This is a genomic window from Pseudomonas sp. RU47 (genome assembly GCF_004011755.1).
Lineage (GTDB): Bacteria > Pseudomonadota > Gammaproteobacteria > Pseudomonadales > Pseudomonadaceae > Aquipseudomonas.
The window spans coordinates 6,246,853-6,261,676 of sequence record NZ_CP022411.1 but is presented as its reverse complement, the minus strand read 5'-3'; the positions used below and the strand labels follow the sequence as shown (position 1 = coordinate 6,261,676).

The 14,824-nt window shown below is 60.4% G+C and carries 20 protein-coding genes; 8 read left to right on the top strand and 12 right to left on the bottom strand.

The annotated features are described in order from the left end of the window. Window positions 1-84: 84 nt before the first annotated feature. Entirely contained in the window at window positions 85-279 is a 195-nt protein-coding gene (locus tag CCX46_RS28735; protein WP_095121529.1) for a hypothetical protein, read from the bottom strand. Here CCX46_RS28735 and ftsY point away from each other — a divergent pair. The 4 genes from ftsY (at window position 278) to rpoH (ending at window position 4,485) form a co-directional block, all read left to right on the top strand. Next, complete coding sequence (gene ftsY, locus CCX46_RS28730) at window positions 278-1,825, top strand: signal recognition particle-docking protein FtsY (RefSeq protein ID WP_127930121.1); 1,548 nt, start codon at window positions 278-280, stop codon at window positions 1,823-1,825. The genes CCX46_RS28735 and ftsY overlap by 2 nt on opposite strands. Further along, on the top strand, window positions 1,822-2,493 hold the full coding sequence (gene ftsE, locus CCX46_RS28725; RefSeq protein WP_008065082.1) for a cell division ATP-binding protein FtsE: 672 nt from the start codon (window positions 1,822-1,824) through the stop codon (window positions 2,491-2,493). The genes ftsY and ftsE overlap by 4 nt, the downstream gene beginning before the upstream one ends. Next, window positions 2,490-3,515 (top strand): permease-like cell division protein FtsX, encoded by a 1,026-nt coding sequence (ftsX, locus tag CCX46_RS28720; RefSeq protein ID WP_099757424.1) that lies wholly within the window; start codon window positions 2,490-2,492, stop codon window positions 3,513-3,515. Before ftsE ends, ftsX begins: the two co-directional genes overlap by 4 nt. Before the next feature lie 115 nt (window positions 3,516-3,630). Further along, window positions 3,631-4,485 carry an RNA polymerase sigma factor RpoH gene (gene rpoH, locus CCX46_RS28715; protein ID WP_007913617.1) on the top strand — a complete coding sequence of 285 codons (855 nt, stop codon included), beginning with the start codon at window positions 3,631-3,633 and terminating at the stop codon, window positions 4,483-4,485. A 199-nt stretch (window positions 4,486-4,684) separates the two neighbouring features. On the opposite strand, the gene mtgA is transcribed toward rpoH, so the two are convergent. Further along, window positions 4,685-5,407: a monofunctional biosynthetic peptidoglycan transglycosylase gene (gene mtgA / locus CCX46_RS28710; protein WP_127930120.1), complete on the bottom strand. Its 723-nt coding sequence runs from the start codon at window positions 5,405-5,407 to the stop codon at window positions 4,685-4,687. Between the two features lie 74 nt (window positions 5,408-5,481). Here mtgA and CCX46_RS28705 point away from each other — a divergent pair, with 74 nt between their 5' ends. The 4 genes from CCX46_RS28705 to trmB all read left to right on the top strand — a co-directional run bounded on the left by CCX46_RS28705 (window position 5,482) and on the right by trmB (window position 7,724). After that, window positions 5,482-5,862 (top strand): DUF423 domain-containing protein, encoded by a 381-nt coding sequence (locus CCX46_RS28705; RefSeq protein WP_127930119.1) that lies wholly within the window; start codon window positions 5,482-5,484, stop codon window positions 5,860-5,862. A 71-nt stretch (window positions 5,863-5,933) separates the two neighbouring features. After that, window positions 5,934-6,134, top strand: coding sequence for a sulfur carrier protein ThiS (gene thiS, locus CCX46_RS28700; RefSeq protein WP_161986536.1), 201 nt, complete (start codon window positions 5,934-5,936; stop codon window positions 6,132-6,134). Window positions 6,135-6,194: 60 nt separating this feature from the next. After that, on the top strand, window positions 6,195-6,989 hold the full coding sequence (locus tag CCX46_RS28695) for a thiazole synthase (protein WP_007913621.1): 795 nt from the start codon (window positions 6,195-6,197) through the stop codon (window positions 6,987-6,989). 9 nt (window positions 6,990-6,998) lie between these two features. Next, window positions 6,999-7,724 (top strand): tRNA (guanosine(46)-N7)-methyltransferase TrmB, encoded by a 726-nt coding sequence (gene trmB, locus CCX46_RS28690; protein WP_122604431.1) that lies wholly within the window; start codon window positions 6,999-7,001, stop codon window positions 7,722-7,724. A gap of 131 nt (window positions 7,725-7,855) precedes the next feature. Here the strand turns inward: trmB and CCX46_RS28685 are convergent, their stop codons facing one another. From CCX46_RS28685 to proC, 10 genes are all read right to left on the bottom strand, one after another. Further along, complete coding sequence (locus CCX46_RS28685) at window positions 7,856-8,404, bottom strand: RNA 2'-phosphotransferase (RefSeq protein ID WP_127930118.1); 549 nt, start codon at window positions 8,402-8,404, stop codon at window positions 7,856-7,858. A gap of 138 nt (window positions 8,405-8,542) precedes the next feature. Continuing rightward, entirely contained in the window at window positions 8,543-8,866 is a 324-nt protein-coding gene (locus CCX46_RS28675; protein ID WP_127930116.1) for a DUF3392 domain-containing protein, read from the bottom strand. A gap of 35 nt (window positions 8,867-8,901) precedes the next feature. Further along, entirely contained in the window at window positions 8,902-10,107 is a 1,206-nt protein-coding gene (gene hemW, locus CCX46_RS28670) for a radical SAM family heme chaperone HemW (protein ID WP_127930115.1), read from the bottom strand. After that, complete coding sequence (gene rdgB, locus CCX46_RS28665; RefSeq protein ID WP_007913634.1) at window positions 10,104-10,700, bottom strand: RdgB/HAM1 family non-canonical purine NTP pyrophosphatase; 597 nt, start codon at window positions 10,698-10,700, stop codon at window positions 10,104-10,106. Before rdgB ends, hemW begins: the two co-directional genes overlap by 4 nt. Next, window positions 10,697-11,131 (bottom strand): DUF4426 domain-containing protein, encoded by a 435-nt coding sequence (locus CCX46_RS28660; protein WP_127930114.1) that lies wholly within the window; start codon window positions 11,129-11,131, stop codon window positions 10,697-10,699. Before CCX46_RS28660 ends, rdgB begins: the two co-directional genes overlap by 4 nt. A gap of 26 nt (window positions 11,132-11,157) precedes the next feature. Beyond that, window positions 11,158-11,778 carry a methionine biosynthesis protein MetW gene (gene metW, locus CCX46_RS28655; protein ID WP_127930113.1) on the bottom strand — a complete coding sequence of 207 codons (621 nt, stop codon included), beginning with the start codon at window positions 11,776-11,778 and terminating at the stop codon, window positions 11,158-11,160. 7 nt (window positions 11,779-11,785) lie between these two features. Continuing rightward, a complete protein-coding gene (metX, locus tag CCX46_RS28650) occupies window positions 11,786-12,925 on the bottom strand; it encodes a homoserine O-succinyltransferase MetX (protein ID WP_127930112.1) in 1,140 nt (379 codons plus the stop codon). 179 nt (window positions 12,926-13,104) lie between these two features. After that, window positions 13,105-13,392 carry a DUF167 domain-containing protein gene (locus CCX46_RS28645; RefSeq protein ID WP_127930111.1) on the bottom strand — a complete coding sequence of 96 codons (288 nt, stop codon included), beginning with the start codon at window positions 13,390-13,392 and terminating at the stop codon, window positions 13,105-13,107. Then, complete coding sequence (locus tag CCX46_RS28640; RefSeq protein WP_127930110.1) at window positions 13,389-13,979, bottom strand: YggT family protein; 591 nt, start codon at window positions 13,977-13,979, stop codon at window positions 13,389-13,391. Before CCX46_RS28640 ends, CCX46_RS28645 begins: the two co-directional genes overlap by 4 nt. A gap of 10 nt (window positions 13,980-13,989) precedes the next feature. Continuing rightward, on the bottom strand, window positions 13,990-14,808 hold the full coding sequence (gene proC / locus CCX46_RS28635) for a pyrroline-5-carboxylate reductase (RefSeq protein ID WP_127930109.1): 819 nt from the start codon (window positions 14,806-14,808) through the stop codon (window positions 13,990-13,992). Window positions 14,809-14,824: the final 16 nt, after the last annotated feature.

The following is a 14,824-nucleotide window of genomic DNA, read 5'->3' as shown; positions in this document are numbered from 1 at the left end:
GATCCGTTTTACTGGCGGCCACGCCTATCAAGCCACTGATCGGTCGATAGGTTGTATGGGTTCCCGGCAGAAGCTTTGAGTTTGTCAGCTAAACTCTGCGTTTTCGCCGAAGATGCCGTTCCAGTCCTTCGTATTAATCGACCTTTGAGGTGCCTGTGGCGCCTCGACAAAATGTTGCGCGTGAACAAGCTGGATGAAACACAGTCTGTTCTGCATCGAATATTTATTTGCCGGGGCGCCCTTATGGCGCGTCGCTACCGTGAGATAGCCGTCCTCCATGTTTGGTTCCAACGACGACAAGAAGACCCCAGCTGCGGCTGGCGAGAAGAAAAGCCTGTTCGGATGGCTGCGTAAGAAACCGCAGGAACCCGTCGTCGAACAGCCGCCCGCGATTCCTGAGCCTGCACCGGCGCCTGCACCGGTAATAGAAGAAGAGCCGGCACCGATCGTTCTGCCGATTGCCGAACCGGTGTTGCAACCGGTTGAGCCAGAGTCTGAGCCAGAAGCGCCTGTGGCGGCGGAATTGCCGCTGACCCCGGCGGCTGAGCCATGGCTGACTTTGCCTGTGGCGGAAGAGCCAGTGGCATTGGTTGAAGAGGCTGCGCCGCACGTCACCCCAGAGATTCCTGCGCCTGCTGCATTCGTTCCAGAGGTTGCTCCGGCACCGGTGGTTGAGCCGGTTGTCGAGCCTGCGCCGGTTGTTGTTGAGCCTGTTGCGCCCGTGTTTGTTGCGCCAGTTGTTCAACAGCCCGAGCCTGCACCTGCACCTGCACCTGCACCTGCACCTGCACCTGCACCTGCACCTGCACCTGCACCGGTTGTCGCTGCTCCTGTTACTCCAGTTGAAGTGATTGCCGAGGCCCCGGTCGAAGCCCCGCGCACCGAAGAAACCAAGGCCGGCTTCTTCGCCCGCCTCAAGCAAGGCCTGTCGAAAACCAGCGCCAGCATCGGCGAGGGCATGGCCAGTCTGTTCCTCGGCCGCAAAACCATCGATGACGACCTGCTCGATGACCTCGAAACCCGTCTGCTGACCGCCGACGTCGGCGTCGAAGCCACCACGCAGATCATCCAGCGCCTGACCCAGAAGGTCGCCCGCAAAGAGCTGGCCGACGCCGACGCGCTGTACAAATCCCTGCAGGCCGAGTTGGCCGCGATGCTCAAACCGGTCGAACAACCGCTGAAGATCGTCTCGCAGAACAAGCCGTTCGTGATTCTGGTGGTTGGCGTCAACGGCGCCGGCAAGACCACCACCATCGGCAAACTGGCGAAGAAGCTGCAGCTGGAAGGCAAGAAAGTCATGCTTGCCGCTGGTGACACCTTCCGCGCCGCTGCCGTGGAGCAACTTCAAGTCTGGGGCGAGCGCAACAAGATTCCGGTCATCGCCCAGCACACCGGCGCCGACTCGGCTTCGGTGATTTTCGACGCCGTGCAGGCCGCCAAGGCGCGTGGCATCGACGTGCTGATCGCCGACACCGCCGGTCGTCTGCACACCAAAGACAACCTGATGGAAGAACTGAAAAAGGTTCGCCGCGTAATCGGCAAGCTCGACGCCGACGCGCCGCACGAAGTGTTGCTGGTGCTCGACGCCGGTACTGGCCAGAACGCCATCAACCAGGCCAAGCAATTCAACCAGACCGTCGAACTGACCGGTCTGGCGCTGACCAAGCTTGACGGTACCGCCAAGGGCGGGGTGATTTTCGCCCTGGCCAAGCAGTTCGGCCTGCCGATTCGCTACATCGGCGTCGGTGAAGGCATCGACGATTTGCGTACCTTTGAAGCCGAACCCTTTGTCCAGGCACTGTTTGCCGAGCGGGAGCGTTCATGATTCGTTTCGAACAGGTCGGTAAACGCTACCCGAACGGTCACGTCGGCTTGCATGAGCTGAGCTTTCGAGTCCGTCGTGGCGAGTTCTTGTTTGTCACCGGCCACTCCGGTGCCGGTAAATCCACGTTGTTGCGCCTGTTGCTGGCGATGGAACGTCCAACCAGCGGCAAACTGCTGCTGGCCGGGCAAGACCTGAGCACCATCAGCAACGCGCAGATTCCGTTCCTGCGCCGGCAGATCGGCGTGGTGTTCCAGAACCACCAGTTGCTGTTCGATCGTACGGTGTTCAACAACGTCGCCTTGCCGCTGCAGATTCTCGGGCTGTCCAAGGCCGAAATCGCCAAGCGTGTCGATTCGGCACTGGAGCGCGTGGCGCTGTCGGATAAAACCGATCTGTACCCGGGCGACCTGTCCACCGGTCAGCAACAGCGCGTCGGCATTGCTCGCGCCATCGTTCACCGCCCGGCCCTGCTGCTGGCGGACGAACCGACCGGTAACCTCGACCCGCGTCTGGCGGCCGAGATCATGGGCGTCTTCGAAGACATCAACCGTCTGGGCACCAGCGTGCTGATTGCCAGTCACGACCTGGCACTGATCGCGCGTATGCGTCACCGCATGCTGACCCTGCAACGCGGCCGATTGATTGGCGACGGGGAGGCCGGAGAATGAGTGCGACACGCAGTCCGAAGGTTTCCGAACGCGTGGCCCCGAAAGCCGCCGATCCGCAGCCGCCGAAGAAGAAAAAACACGACGAAGACGATGGTCCGGACTTCGCCACGCTGTTCCGTGCGTGGATCGAAAGCCATCGCGCCAGCCTGCTCGACAGCCTGCGTCGCCTCGGCAAACAGCCGATCGGCAGCTTCTTCACCTGCATGGTGATGGCGGTGGCGCTGAGTTTGCCGATGGGGCTTTCGCTGTTGCTTAACAACGTCGAGCGTCTTGGCGGTTCGTGGCAGCGAGCGGCGCAGATTTCGCTGTATCTGCAACTCGACGCCAGCCCGGAACAGGGCGAGTCGCTGCGCGAACAGATCAAAGGCATGCCCGGCGTAGCTGATGCTGAATATGTCGGCCGCGATCAGGCGCTGGAAGAGTTCCAGCAACAGTCCGGACTGGGCGAAGCCCTGCGCGAGCTGCCGGAGAACCCGTTGCCGGGCGTCGTGCTGGTGACGCCAAACGAAGTCGACAAGCCGACGCTGGAAGCATTAAGACAAAAACTTTCCGAGCTGCCCAAGGTACAACAGGCGCAACTTGATCTAGTCTGGGTCGAGCGTCTGGCCGCCATCCTCAAGCTTGGCGATCGTTTTGTCTTCGGTCTGACGGTGCTTTTGGTTTCTGCATTACTTTTGGTGATAGGCAATACCATTCGTCTTCATATTGAAAACCGCCGCACAGAGATAGAAGTGATTAAACTCGTCGGCGGCACTGACAGCTATGTGCGTCGTCCCTTCCTTTATATGGGCGCGTTGTATGGCTTCGGTGCGGGACTGTTGTCCTGGGGTGTATTGGCGTTCGGCCTGAACTGGCTGAACGATGCGGTGGTTGGACTGGCCGGCTTGTACGGCAGTGATTTCGCGCTGGCCGGAGTGCCAGTTGCCGACGGTCTGTCGCTCTTGCTTGGCGCGGTGCTGTTGGGTTATATCGGTGCATGGATTGCAGTCGCACGCCATCTCAGGGAGCTGGCGCCGAAGTAGAATCTTTTTTGCGCGTGATTGACCTCGCGGTTTTTTTGGGAACTTGCACTTGAATTCCCGGTCAATTTTTCGCAGTGCCGAGAGGCACGAGTATGTAAGTGGGAGGTTTTTTCGTATGACCAATTCTTTGCAGCCTGCGTATGCGTTGGTTCCGGGTGCGAACCTGGAAGCTTACGTGCACACCGTCAACAGTATTCCATTGCTGACGCCGGAGCAGGAGCGTGAACTGGCCGAGAGTCTCTACTATGAGCAGGATTTGGGGGCGGCTCGGCAGATGGTGCTCGCCCACCTGCGTTTTGTCGTACATATCGCCCGTAGCTATTCCGGCTACGGTCTGGCTCAGGCTGACCTGATCCAGGAAGGTAACGTCGGCCTGATGAAGGCCGTAAAGCGCTTCAACCCGGAAATGGGTGTGCGTCTGGTGTCGTTCGCCGTGCACTGGATCAAGGCGGAAATTCACGAGTTCATTCTGCGCAACTGGCGCATTGTGAAAGTCGCGACCACCAAGGCCCAGCGCAAGCTGTTCTTCAACCTGCGCAGCCAGAAGAAACGTCTGGCGTGGCTGAACAACGAGGAAGTCCACCGTGTGGCGGAAAGCCTCGGCGTTGAACCGCGGGAAGTGCGCGAGATGGAAAGTCGCCTGACCGGCCATGACATGGCCTTCGACCCGGCTGCTGAAGCCGACGACGACAGCGCTTTCCAGTCGCCGGCCAACTATCTGGAAGACCACCGGTACGACCCGGCGCGTCAACTGGAAGATGCCGACTGGAGCGACAACTCCAACAGCAACCTGCACGAAGCCCTGGAAGTGCTGGACGAGCGCAGCCGTGACATCCTCTACCAGCGCTGGCTGGCAGAAGAGAAAGCCACGCTGCACGACCTGGCGCAGAAGTACAACGTGTCGGCCGAGCGGATCCGTCAGCTCGAGAAGAGCGCGATGAACAAGCTCAAGTTGTCGATTGCCGCATAACCGGCGAGCAGGCAATAAAAAACGCCCCGATCAGCGATGATCGGGGCGTTTTCATTTGTGCGGACATACTGGCCCCTGTGGGAGCGAGCCTGCTCGCGAAAGCGGTGTGTCAGTTTGCATTGATGTTTCTGGTACACCGCTTTCGCGAGCAGGCTCGCTCCCACAGGGGGTCTTCAGGGTTTGGAAGATTCGTGACTGGTTATCGAGACCACGGTGCCCGACGCGAATCATTCAGCCCCAACAGATAACTATCCCCACCCAACTGACTCATCTGCTGCCGAATCCACCCGGCCCGGCGCGACACATAAGCGGTCGGATGGCTAGCACTCCACACCCTAGGGTTCGGCAGAACAGCCGCCAGATAACTGGCCTGCTGACGTGACAACGATTTCGCGCTCACGCCAAAGTGATGGCGGGCAGCCGCTTCGGCGCCAAACACCCCGTCATCCCACTCGACGCTGTTCAGGTACACCTCAAGAATCCGCTGCTTGGGCCAGAATACTTCGATCAGCGCGGTAAACCACGCCTCCAGGCCTTTACGCAGATAGCTGCGACCCGCCCACAGAAACAGGTTTTTCGACACTTGCTGGCTCAAGGTACTGGCCCCGCGAATCGAGCCGCCGAGCTCGTTGTGCGCCAGTGCGGCCTGGATCGCGCTGAAATCAAAACCCCAGTGCTCCGGGAATTTCTGATCCTCGCCGGCCATGACCGCGACTTTGAGATCGTCCGAGATTTCGTCCCACGGCTTCCAGGTACGTTGCAGGTCAATCGGCTCACCGTCGACCCAGGATTCGACCTTGCGCTCGACCATCAGCGCCGTGCCCGGCGGCGGCACGACGCGAAACACCAGCACCAGCAAGACGCTGCCACCGGCGAACCAGAGCAGGGCCTTCGTGAGACGACGGAAAATAGTACGCAGCATAGAGATGGCTTGGCCGAACCGGTGGAGCGGGCCATTATACAGACCCTGCCGATCGCGTCTGACTGGAGTTCCCAATGCTGCGTGGCTTTTTGATGCTGGCTGCTTTTTTCGGTTTCACCGGGGTCGCCTTGGGCGCATTCGCCGCCCATGGCCTGAAAAACCGCCTGACGCCCGAGTATCTGGCGATTTTCCACACCGGCGTGACCTATCAACTGGTGCACACCTTGGCGCTGTTCGGTGTGGCGCTGTTGGCCACGCAGATTCAGGGTCGACTGGTTGCCTGGGCCGGCTTTTCCTTCGCAGCGGGCATTCTGTTGTTCTCCGGCAGCCTGTATGTGTTGACCACCACCGGCATCAGCAAGCTCGGCATCATCACCCCGTTCGGTGGCCTGGCATTTCTGGTCGGTTGGGTTTGCCTTGGGCTCGCCGCCTGGCGCTTGCAACCAACCGCTTGACGCTTGGTGCTGACCTTTAGGTCATGATCGGGCTAGAATGCCAGCCCCTAAAAATGATGGCGGCGTTGCGCATGCGCATTCAGTTGAACGGCGAATCCCTTGAACTGCCCGACGGCGAGACCGTTGCGGCCCTGATCACCCGTCTGGAACTGACCGGACGCCGGGTGGCAGTCGAACTCAATCTGGATATCGTCCCGCGCAGCCAGCATGCCGACACCACGCTCAATGACGGTGACAGCGTCGAAGTGGTGCACGCCATCGGCGGCGGCTGATCGCCCGCCCCGCGAGGGCACAGAATTCTGCAAGACCCTCACCCTTAAAGAGGATTCCCCATGAGCATCGTTCGTAGCGACAAGCCTTTTGTTCTGGCCGGTCGTACTTACCAGTCGCGTTTGCTGGTTGGTACCGGCAAGTACCGTGACATGGAAGAAACCCGTCAGGCCATCGAAGCCTCGGGTGCCGAGATCGTCACCTTCGCCGTGCGCCGCACCAACCTGGGCCAGATCGAAGGCGAGCCGAACCTGCTCGACGTGCTGTCGCCGGAGCGCTACACCTTTCTGCCGAACACCGCCGGTTGCTACGACGCTATCGAAGCTGTGCGCACCTGCCGCCTGGCCCGTGAGCTGCTCGATGGCCACAACCTGGTGAAACTGGAAGTACTGGCCGACCAGAAAACCCTGTTCCCTAACGTCATCGAAACCCTCAAGGCCGCAGAAACGCTGGTCAAGGAAGGTTTCGACGTGATGGTCTACACCAGCGATGACCCGATCATCGCCCGTCAACTGGCAGAAATCGGCTGCATCGCAGTGATGCCGCTGGCCGGTCTGATCGGCTCCGGTCTGGGGATCTGCAACCCGTACAACCTGCAGATCATCCTCGAAGAAGCGAAAATTCCGGTGTTGGTCGATGCCGGTGTCGGTACTGCCTCCGACGCGACCATCGCCATGGAACTGGGTTGCGATGCGGTGCTGATGAACTCGGCCATCGCCCACGCCCAGCAACCGGTGATGATGGCTGAAGCCATGAAACACGCCATCGTTGCAGGCCGTCTGGCCTACCTCGCTGGCCGTATGCCGAAAAAACTCTATGCCAGCGCCTCTTCGCCGCTGGATGGTCTGATCAAGTAAGAGCCATTGATGACTGAATCGAACGACACGCCTATCCAGACGGAAGAAGGCGACGAGCGCCAACACCGCCGCATCAAGAGTTTCGTGATGCGCGCCGGGCGCATGACCGAAGGCCAGCAACGCGGTCTGGATCAGGGCGCGCCGCTGTACGTGCTGCCGCTGGCCGATGCGCCGGTGGATTACGATCAAGTGTTCGGCCGTTCGGCACCGCGCTCGCTGGAGATCGGTTTCGGCATGGGCCACTCGCTGCTGGAAATGGCCGCGGCGGCGCCGGATCAGGATTTCATCGGTGTTGAAGTTCACCGTCCGGGTGTTGGCGCGCTGCTCAATGGCGTGCTGACTCAGGGCCTGACCAACCTGCGGGTCTACGATTGCGACGCGATCGAAGTGCTCAATCGCTGCATCGCCGACAACAGCCTCGATCGCCTGATGCTGTTTTTCCCGGACCCGTGGCACAAGAGCCGTCACCACAAGCGTCGCATCGTTCAGGCCTCGTTCGCTGAGCTGGTGCGCAGCAAGTTGAAGGTCGGCGGCATTCTGCACATGGCCACCGACTGGGAGCCGTACGCCGAATACATGCTGGAAGTGATGAACGTCGCCCCGGGCTACCGCAACCTCGCCGAAGACGGCAAGTGCGTGCCACGCCCGACTGAACGCCCGATCACCAAGTTTGAACGCCGCGGCGAACGTCTTGGCCATGGCGTGTGGGACCTGAAGTTCGAAAAACTCGCTTAAGCATCACGCAATACCCAATGTAGGAGTGAGCCTGCTCGCGATGGCGGACTGACAGTCACCGAAGAGGTTGAATGTCAGACCGCCATCGCGAGCAGGCTCACTCCTACAGTTGTTTTCGGTTTCGTCAGAAGCTACAGGGTGGAAATGAAGCGCACTGGCACTTGCTCTGTCAGCCAGACGCCATTTTCGGCCTGATAAAACTTGAAGCCTTGCTCCTGCATTTGCTGTGCGGCGATTTTCAGGATTGCCACGGTTCCGTAGCGTTGCCCGACGGCTGAGGCAGTGGCGGATTCTTCCGATAGATGCACGTGGTGACGCGATCCCGGGATCAAGCCTTGCTGGTTGATAGAGTCCATGAAGCGCGTCGCCGTACCGTGATATAGCGTCTCTGGCGGCTGCTTTTCCTCAAGTTGAAGCGCTACGCTTTTCGTCGAATGGCCCTGAACGGCGCGAATGGACTGGCCGTCTTCCGAGATCGAAAAGCGCTTTTTGTCGCTGTTCGCTACGACGTTTTCAATCAGTGAGCGATCCAGGCTTCGACCATCACGCGCCGCGCCGCTGATCAGTGCTTCGACATCTGCCCAACCCTCCGAATCCAGCGTCAGCCCAATCGCCTGAGGCTCGTGGCGCAATACGTAGCTAAGAAATTTGCTCGTCTCATCCAGCAGCTTTTTACTCATGAGCTTCCCTGTCATTGCGATCAACTGTGGGAGCGAGCCTGCTCGCGAAAGCGATCGGTCATTCAGCAGTGATGTTGGCTGACATGACGCCTTCGCGAGCAGGCTCGCTCCCACAGTTGTTTTGGGGCGTTTGCGGAATCAGCGGCGGTCGGCGACTACGCCGATCAGCACCAGCACCACCAACAACACCGGCGCCAGGCTGTAGTTGTTGAACTGGCTCAAACCCTTGATCACCCATGGCGTGGCGTAGATCAGTGCGGCGCCGCTGCCGATCACGCACAGCAGCGACATCAGCGGCACGCGCAGGGCGCCGGCGATGCTGCCCAGGCGTTGCTCGACCCAGCCTTTGAAGTCGGCGCCGAACAGCACCAGCAGGCAGCCGACCAGCGCCAGGGCGATTTCCGAGAGGTTGCTGCGGCTCCAGCGGGAGACGGTGGCGAGCAGGTCGAGTATCAAATCCATGCGTTTTTCCTTGGGGCTGAAGTTGAGGGTTGGGCTCAGTTCAGAAATTGTTGCAGCAAGTCGTTGAGGAACAACTGTCCGCGCTCGGTGGCCGCCAGACGTGACGGTTCGACCTGCAACAGACCGCTTTGTTCTGCCGCGGCCCGGCCTTCGGCGAGGCTTTCCAGCGACAGGCCAGTGCGCTCCGGATACAGGCGCGATTCGACGCCGGCAGTCAGGCGCAAAGCGTTCATCAGAAACTCGAACGGCATCTCGTCATTGGTCAGCGCTTTCTCGCCGGCCTGAAAGCTTTTTGCCGGGTTGAGATAGTCCTTCGGCAAACGGGTCTTCCATGTACGCACGATGCGTCCGTCCGGATGGCTGAGCTTACCGTGCGCGCCTGCGCCGATGCCGATGAAGTCGCCGAAACTCCAGTAATTGAGGTTATGCCGCGCCGGGCGCCCAGCCTGTGCATAGGCCGACACTTCGTATTGCGCGTAACCGTGCTCGGCCAGCAGCGCCTGCCCGGCCTCTTGAATGTCCCACAATGTGTCATCTTCCGGCAGCACTGGCGGCTGGTTCCAGAACACCGTGTTCGGCTCCAGCGTCAGCTGATACCAGGAGATGTGCGTCGGATTCAATGCGATGGCCTGGCGCAGATCGCTCAAGGCATCGTCCAGCGACTGATCGGGCAAACCGTGCATCAAGTCGAGGTTGAAGTTATCGAACCCGGCTTGCCGCGCCATCCCGGCCGCGCGCACTGCTTCGTCACCGTTGTGAATCCGCCCCAGCGCCTTGAGTTTTTCCTGCTGAAAGCTCTGGATCCCGATCGACAGGCGATTGATCCCCAACTTGCGGTAGGCGACGAACTTCTCTTGTTCGAACGTACCGGGGTTGGCTTCCAGAGTGATTTCAATGTCTTCAGCAAACGGAATGCGTTGTTCGACGCCTTCCAGCAAACGCCCAAGCGCTTCGGCACTGAACAGGCTCGGTGTGCCGCCACCAAAAAAGATCGAGCTGATTTCGCGGCCGTAAACTGCGTGCAGGTCCTGATCGAGATCGGCCAGCAAGGCGTCGACGTATTCCTGTTCCGGCAACACGGGACTTGCGGTGTGCGAGTTGAAATCGCAATACGGGCATTTACGCACACACCACGGGATGTGGATGTACAGCGCCAGGGGCGGCAGCGTTGGCAGCGGCGCCCGAGGCGAAGAGGCGGCGCCGCCGACAATCAGCGACGACGCGGAAGAGTCACGGGTCATTTCAAGCCCAGACGCTGGCGCAGCAGATCCATTGCACGGGCGCGGTGGCTGATCTGGTTCTTGTCGGCCGGGCTCAATTCGGCGCTGGACACGTCGCGTTCCGGCACCCAGAACAGCGGGTCATAACCGAAACCGTGCTCGCCGCTGGCGGCGGTCAGAATCCGTCCGTGCCACAGGCCTTCGCAGAGGATCGGCAACGGATCATCGGCGTGACGAACCAGCGCCAATACGCAAACGAACTGCGCACCGCGCTCGGCTTGCGGCACATCCTTCAGCGCATCGAGCAGTTTGGCGTTGTTCGCCGCATCGCCCTTGCCGTCGGCATAGCGCGCCGAATAGATGCCTGGCGCACCGCCAAGGAAATCCACCGCCAGACCGGAATCGTCGGCCAGCGCCGGCAACCCGGAAATGCGCGCGGCATTACGCGCCTTGAGGATCGCGTTCTCGACGAACGACAGGCCGGTTTCTTCCGGCTCGACCTTGCTCCACTCGCCAATCGAGCGCAGTTGTACCGATTCGCCGAGCATGGCCTGGAGTTCTTTGAGTTTGCCGGCGTTATGGCTGGCCAGTACGAGCTGCTTGATGTTCATCATTCGCCGGGAAAGAGTTCTTGGTTGAAATTGATGGTGTTGATCTTGTCGCCGTTCTGCACCTTGATTTCAAAGGTGCGGGTTTCCTGCTGCTCCACCGGGTACTGGGCGATGTAGTAGATCGCGCCTTGTTCGGTGATCTGGCGGAAATTCAGCGGCACGCTCTGGCTGGTCAGGTCTTTGACCGTGCCGGTGACATTGGCGACCAGCGGTTTGCCGTCCTTGATCACCGAGACATTGATCACGCCCTGATTCTTGCTGCGGATCAGTTCCGCGGCCTTGGCGATGTCCGGTTGCAGGAACGTCGAGTTGAAGGTGTTGTAGTGCACCGTGACGTCGCCAAAGGTTTCCTTGCGTTCACCCTTGATGACGTCAGCCGCCAGAGCGCTGGCGCTCAGGCAGGCAGTCAATAACAACAACGCTAAACGACCCATGATCGTGCTCCTCGAAATGACGGGATTCAGACCGCGACTTTGTGGTCTGCAAGCTGCGGGCTGCTGACGCGGTAGATACCGATCTCACCTAACAGATTAGGCCATAGCTTACTGGCCCACCCGTGACGGTGCTGTTGATCCACGGCAAGCCGATCAATGACCTTCGCATCACGTTCGCGGCAAAGCTCTTCAAAGTCTTCGAAGGTGCAGAAGTGGATGTTCGGCGTGTTGTACCAGGTGTACGGCAGAAACTCGGACACCGGCATGCGGCCCTTGCTCGCCAGATACCAGCGGCAGCGCCAGTGACCGAAGTTCGGGAAGGTGATAATGCACTGACGGCCGACCCGGAGCATTTCGTCGAGGATCTTGTCCGGGTAGTGCACGGCTTGCAGGGCCTGGGTCATGACGACGACGTCGAAACTGTTGCTGGCGAAGTTGCCTAGCCCCTTGTCCAGATCCTGCTCGATGACGTTGATGCCCTTGGCTACGCATTCGGCGATGTTGTCGGCGTCGTTTTCCAGGCCATAACCGGTGACGTTCTTGTTGTCGCGCAGCCAGGTCAGCAGTTCGCCGTCACCGCAACCAAGGTCGAGGACGCGGCTGCCGGCGGGGATCCATTCCTGGATGATTTCCAGATCAGCTCTCATGGCTTTCTCACAACGTGATGCGGTTCATGTAATTGCCGAACGCCTGCAAGTAGCGCGGGATCGGAATCAGGAAGGCGTCGTGGCCCTGGGGTGCGTCGATTTCCAGATAGCTGACGTCTTTGCGTGCCGCCATCAGCGCATCCACCAGTTCGCGCGAACGGGCCGGGGAGAAGCGCCAGTCAGTGGTGAACGACATCACGCAGAACCTGGCCGTGGCGTTCTCGAAGGTTTTCGCCAGGTTATCGTCGAAGTTCGCCGCCGGATCGAAGTAGTCCAGCGCCTTGGTCATCAACAGATAGGTGTTGGCGTCGAAGCGCCCGGAGAACTCTTCGCCCTGATAACGCAGGTAGCTTTCGACCTGGAACTCGACACTGTGGAAGTCGTAGTTGAGCTTCTCGCTCTTCAACCCACGGCCGAATTTTTCGCCCATGGAATCGTCGGACAGGTAGGTGATGTGCCCGACCATGCGCGCCAGCATCAGGCCGCGCTTGGGGATCACGCCCGCTTCCTGGAACGAACCGCCGTGGAATTCCGGGTCCGTGAGAATCGCCTGACGCGCGACTTCGTTGAAGGCAATGTTCTGCGCCGACAGCTTCGGTGCCGAGGCGATGGCCAGGCAGTGGCGCACGCGATCCGGGTAAGTGATGGTCCATTGCAGCGCTTGCATGCCGCCGAGGCTGCCGCCAATCACCGCCGCCCACTGGCCGATGCCGAGCAGGTCAGCGAGACGCGCCTGGCTGTGCACCCAGTCTTCCACGGTGAGCACCGGGAAGTCGGCGCCGAACGGTTTGCCGGTCTCCGGGTTGATGCTGCTCGGGCCGGTGGAGCCATTGCAGCCGCCGAGGTTGTTCAGGCTGACCACGAAGAATTTATGGGTGTCGATCGGTTTGCCGGGGCCGATGCAGCTATCCCACCAACCGGGTTTGCGATCGTCGACGCTGTGGTAGCCGGCAGCGTGATGATGGCCGGACAAGGCGTGGCAAATCAGTACGGCGTTGCTCGCTTGCGCGTTCAGCGTGCCGTAGGTTTCGTAGATCAGGTCATAGGCGGCCAGCGAACGACCACAGGCCAAGGCCAGCGGTTCGCTGAAGTGCGCGGTTTGCGGCGTCACCAGACCAACAGAATCGGGGGGAAAGGCAGTTGGCATCGACCCTGCTCTCGTTGAAATGAGGCGTAAGTCTAAAGACCGGGGGGGTTAGCGGCAAGCAACTACCTGCGCTCGTTCCCACGCTCTGCGTGGGAACGCCTCATTGGACGCTCCGCGTCCGCTTCGGCGGGGGACGCGGAGCGTCCCGGGATGCATTCCCACGCGGAGCGTGGGAACGATCAGCGCACTAGTCCGGGCAAGTCCGGCAACTTCTTCGGCGAACAAATCTTCACTCGCTTCTGCCGATTCAACTCACCACTGAGCAAACTGACCTGGCTCTTGGAAACCCCAAACGCCTTGGCCAGAAAGCCCATCAGAAAAGCATTGGCCTTGCCCTCGACCGGCGGCGCGGTCAGACGGATCTTCAAACGATCACCGTGCAGCCCGGCGAAGTCATCGCTGCGGGCTGCCGGTTGCAGGTGACACTCGAGGATCAAGTCGTCACCGTCCCATCGAAACCAGCTCACATCAGCAGACGGAGGATTTCCGGCATCATCGTCATCGCCGCCAGATTGTTGATCACCAGCATGTCGATCAGCTTCAGCGCGAGGAAGGCGAAGATCGGCGACAGGTCCAGACCACCGAGATTCGGCAGAAAGCGGCGGAACGGCGCCAGCGCCGGCTCGCAGATCTGGTTGACCAGTTCAGCCCCCGGATTGTGGCTGCCCGGCGCGACCCACGACAGAATCACGCTGATGATCAGGGCGAAGAAGAAGATCTTCAGGAACAGCGCGGTCACACCGATCAGCGACCAGATCACCAGTTGCAGCGGATTGCCGGTGGTGCCGTAAGTCAGCAGCAGGGTCAGCGCCATCAGCGCCAGTTGCACCAGAATCGCCAGCACCAGCGACGACATGTCCAGACCGAACATGCTCGGAATGATCCGCCGCAGTGGTTTGAGCAGTGGCTGGGTCGCTTTGACGATGAACTGGCACAGCGGGTTGTAGAAGTTCGCCCGTACCAGTTGCAGCACGAAGCGCAGCAGCACGATCAGCAGGTACAGACTGCCGAGGGTTTGCAGCACGTAAACCGCTGCGGTGTTCAATCCAATCATGTAAGGCTCCTTATTTGCCCAGTTGTTCGGCCATTTCGGCCGAGCGGTGCGCGGCGGCGCCGAGTGCGGTTTCGACCAGGGCTTCAAAGCCATTGGCCTGGAATGATTTGATCGCGGCTTCGGTTGTGCCGTTTGGCGAAGTCACGCGACGACGCAGTTCGGCGGCGTCAACGTCGCTGGAAACAGCCATGTGTGCGGCGCCCAGTGCGGTCTGCAGGGTCAATTGTTCGGCGATGTCTTTCGGCAGGCCGAGTTTGACGCCGGCGGCGGTCATGGCTTCGATCAGCAGGAAGAAGTACGCCGGGCCGGAGCCGGACACAGCGGTCACGGCATCCAGTTGTTGTTCTTCTTTCAGCCACAGGGCGATGCCGACGGCGGACAGCAGCTCTTCGGCTTGCTGACGCTGCTCGGCGGTCACTGCGCTGGTCGCGTACAAACCGCTGACGCCCTGACGCAGCAGCGCCGGCGTATTCGGCATGCAGCGCACGATTGGCTGCTCGCCAAGCCATGCGGTCATGCTCGCGCAGGTGATGCCGGCAGCAATCGACACCACCAGTTGATTCGGTTTCAGGCTCGGGCGAATCGCCTCGCACACGGCTTTCATCGCCTGCGGCTTGACCGCCAGCACGATCACATCGACGCCGTCGATGGCCTGGGCGTTGTCGGCGAAAGTTTCGATGCCGTGTTCGGCACTGACTTTGGCGCGGGTTTCCTCACCCGGGTCGCTGGCACGGATCTGTGCGGCTTCCAGGCCCTTGGCGCGCAGGCCACCGATCAAACTGGCCGCCATGTTGCCCGCACCGATAAACGCAATACGTGTGTTGCTCATGTGTGGTCCTTATCTG

Coding starts and splice junctions, on each gene's coding strand:
- ftsY (WP_127930121.1), top strand. CDS start 278: ATGTTTGGTTCCAACGACGACAAGAAGACCCCAGCTGCGGCTGGCGAG.
- CCX46_RS28735 (WP_095121529.1), bottom strand. CDS start 279: ATGGAGGACGGCTATCTCACGGTAGCGACGCGCCATAAGGGCGCCCCG.
- ftsE (WP_008065082.1), top strand. CDS start 1,822: ATGATTCGTTTCGAACAGGTCGGTAAACGCTACCCGAACGGTCACGTC.
- ftsX (WP_099757424.1), top strand. CDS start 2,490: ATGAGTGCGACACGCAGTCCGAAGGTTTCCGAACGCGTGGCCCCGAAA.
- rpoH (WP_007913617.1), top strand. CDS start 3,631: ATGACCAATTCTTTGCAGCCTGCGTATGCGTTGGTTCCGGGTGCGAAC.
- mtgA (WP_127930120.1), bottom strand. CDS start 5,407: ATGCTGCGTACTATTTTCCGTCGTCTCACGAAGGCCCTGCTCTGGTTC.
- CCX46_RS28705 (WP_127930119.1), top strand. CDS start 5,482: ATGCTGCGTGGCTTTTTGATGCTGGCTGCTTTTTTCGGTTTCACCGGG.
- thiS (WP_161986536.1), top strand. CDS start 5,934: ATGCGCATTCAGTTGAACGGCGAATCCCTTGAACTGCCCGACGGCGAG.
- CCX46_RS28695 (WP_007913621.1), top strand. CDS start 6,195: ATGAGCATCGTTCGTAGCGACAAGCCTTTTGTTCTGGCCGGTCGTACT.
- trmB (WP_122604431.1), top strand. CDS start 6,999: ATGACTGAATCGAACGACACGCCTATCCAGACGGAAGAAGGCGACGAG.
- CCX46_RS28685 (WP_127930118.1), bottom strand. CDS start 8,404: ATGAGTAAAAAGCTGCTGGATGAGACGAGCAAATTTCTTAGCTACGTA.
- CCX46_RS28675 (WP_127930116.1), bottom strand. CDS start 8,866: ATGGATTTGATACTCGACCTGCTCGCCACCGTCTCCCGCTGGAGCCGC.
- hemW (WP_127930115.1), bottom strand. CDS start 10,107: ATGACCCGTGACTCTTCCGCGTCGTCGCTGATTGTCGGCGGCGCCGCC.
- rdgB (WP_007913634.1), bottom strand. CDS start 10,700: ATGATGAACATCAAGCAGCTCGTACTGGCCAGCCATAACGCCGGCAAA.
- CCX46_RS28660 (WP_127930114.1), bottom strand. CDS start 11,131: ATGGGTCGTTTAGCGTTGTTGTTATTGACTGCCTGCCTGAGCGCCAGC.
- metW (WP_127930113.1), bottom strand. CDS start 11,778: ATGAGAGCTGATCTGGAAATCATCCAGGAATGGATCCCCGCCGGCAGC.
- metX (WP_127930112.1), bottom strand. CDS start 12,925: ATGCCAACTGCCTTTCCCCCCGATTCTGTTGGTCTGGTGACGCCGCAA.
- CCX46_RS28640 (WP_127930110.1), bottom strand. CDS start 13,979: ATGATTGGATTGAACACCGCAGCGGTTTACGTGCTGCAAACCCTCGGC.
- proC (WP_127930109.1), bottom strand. CDS start 14,808: ATGAGCAACACACGTATTGCGTTTATCGGTGCGGGCAACATGGCGGCC.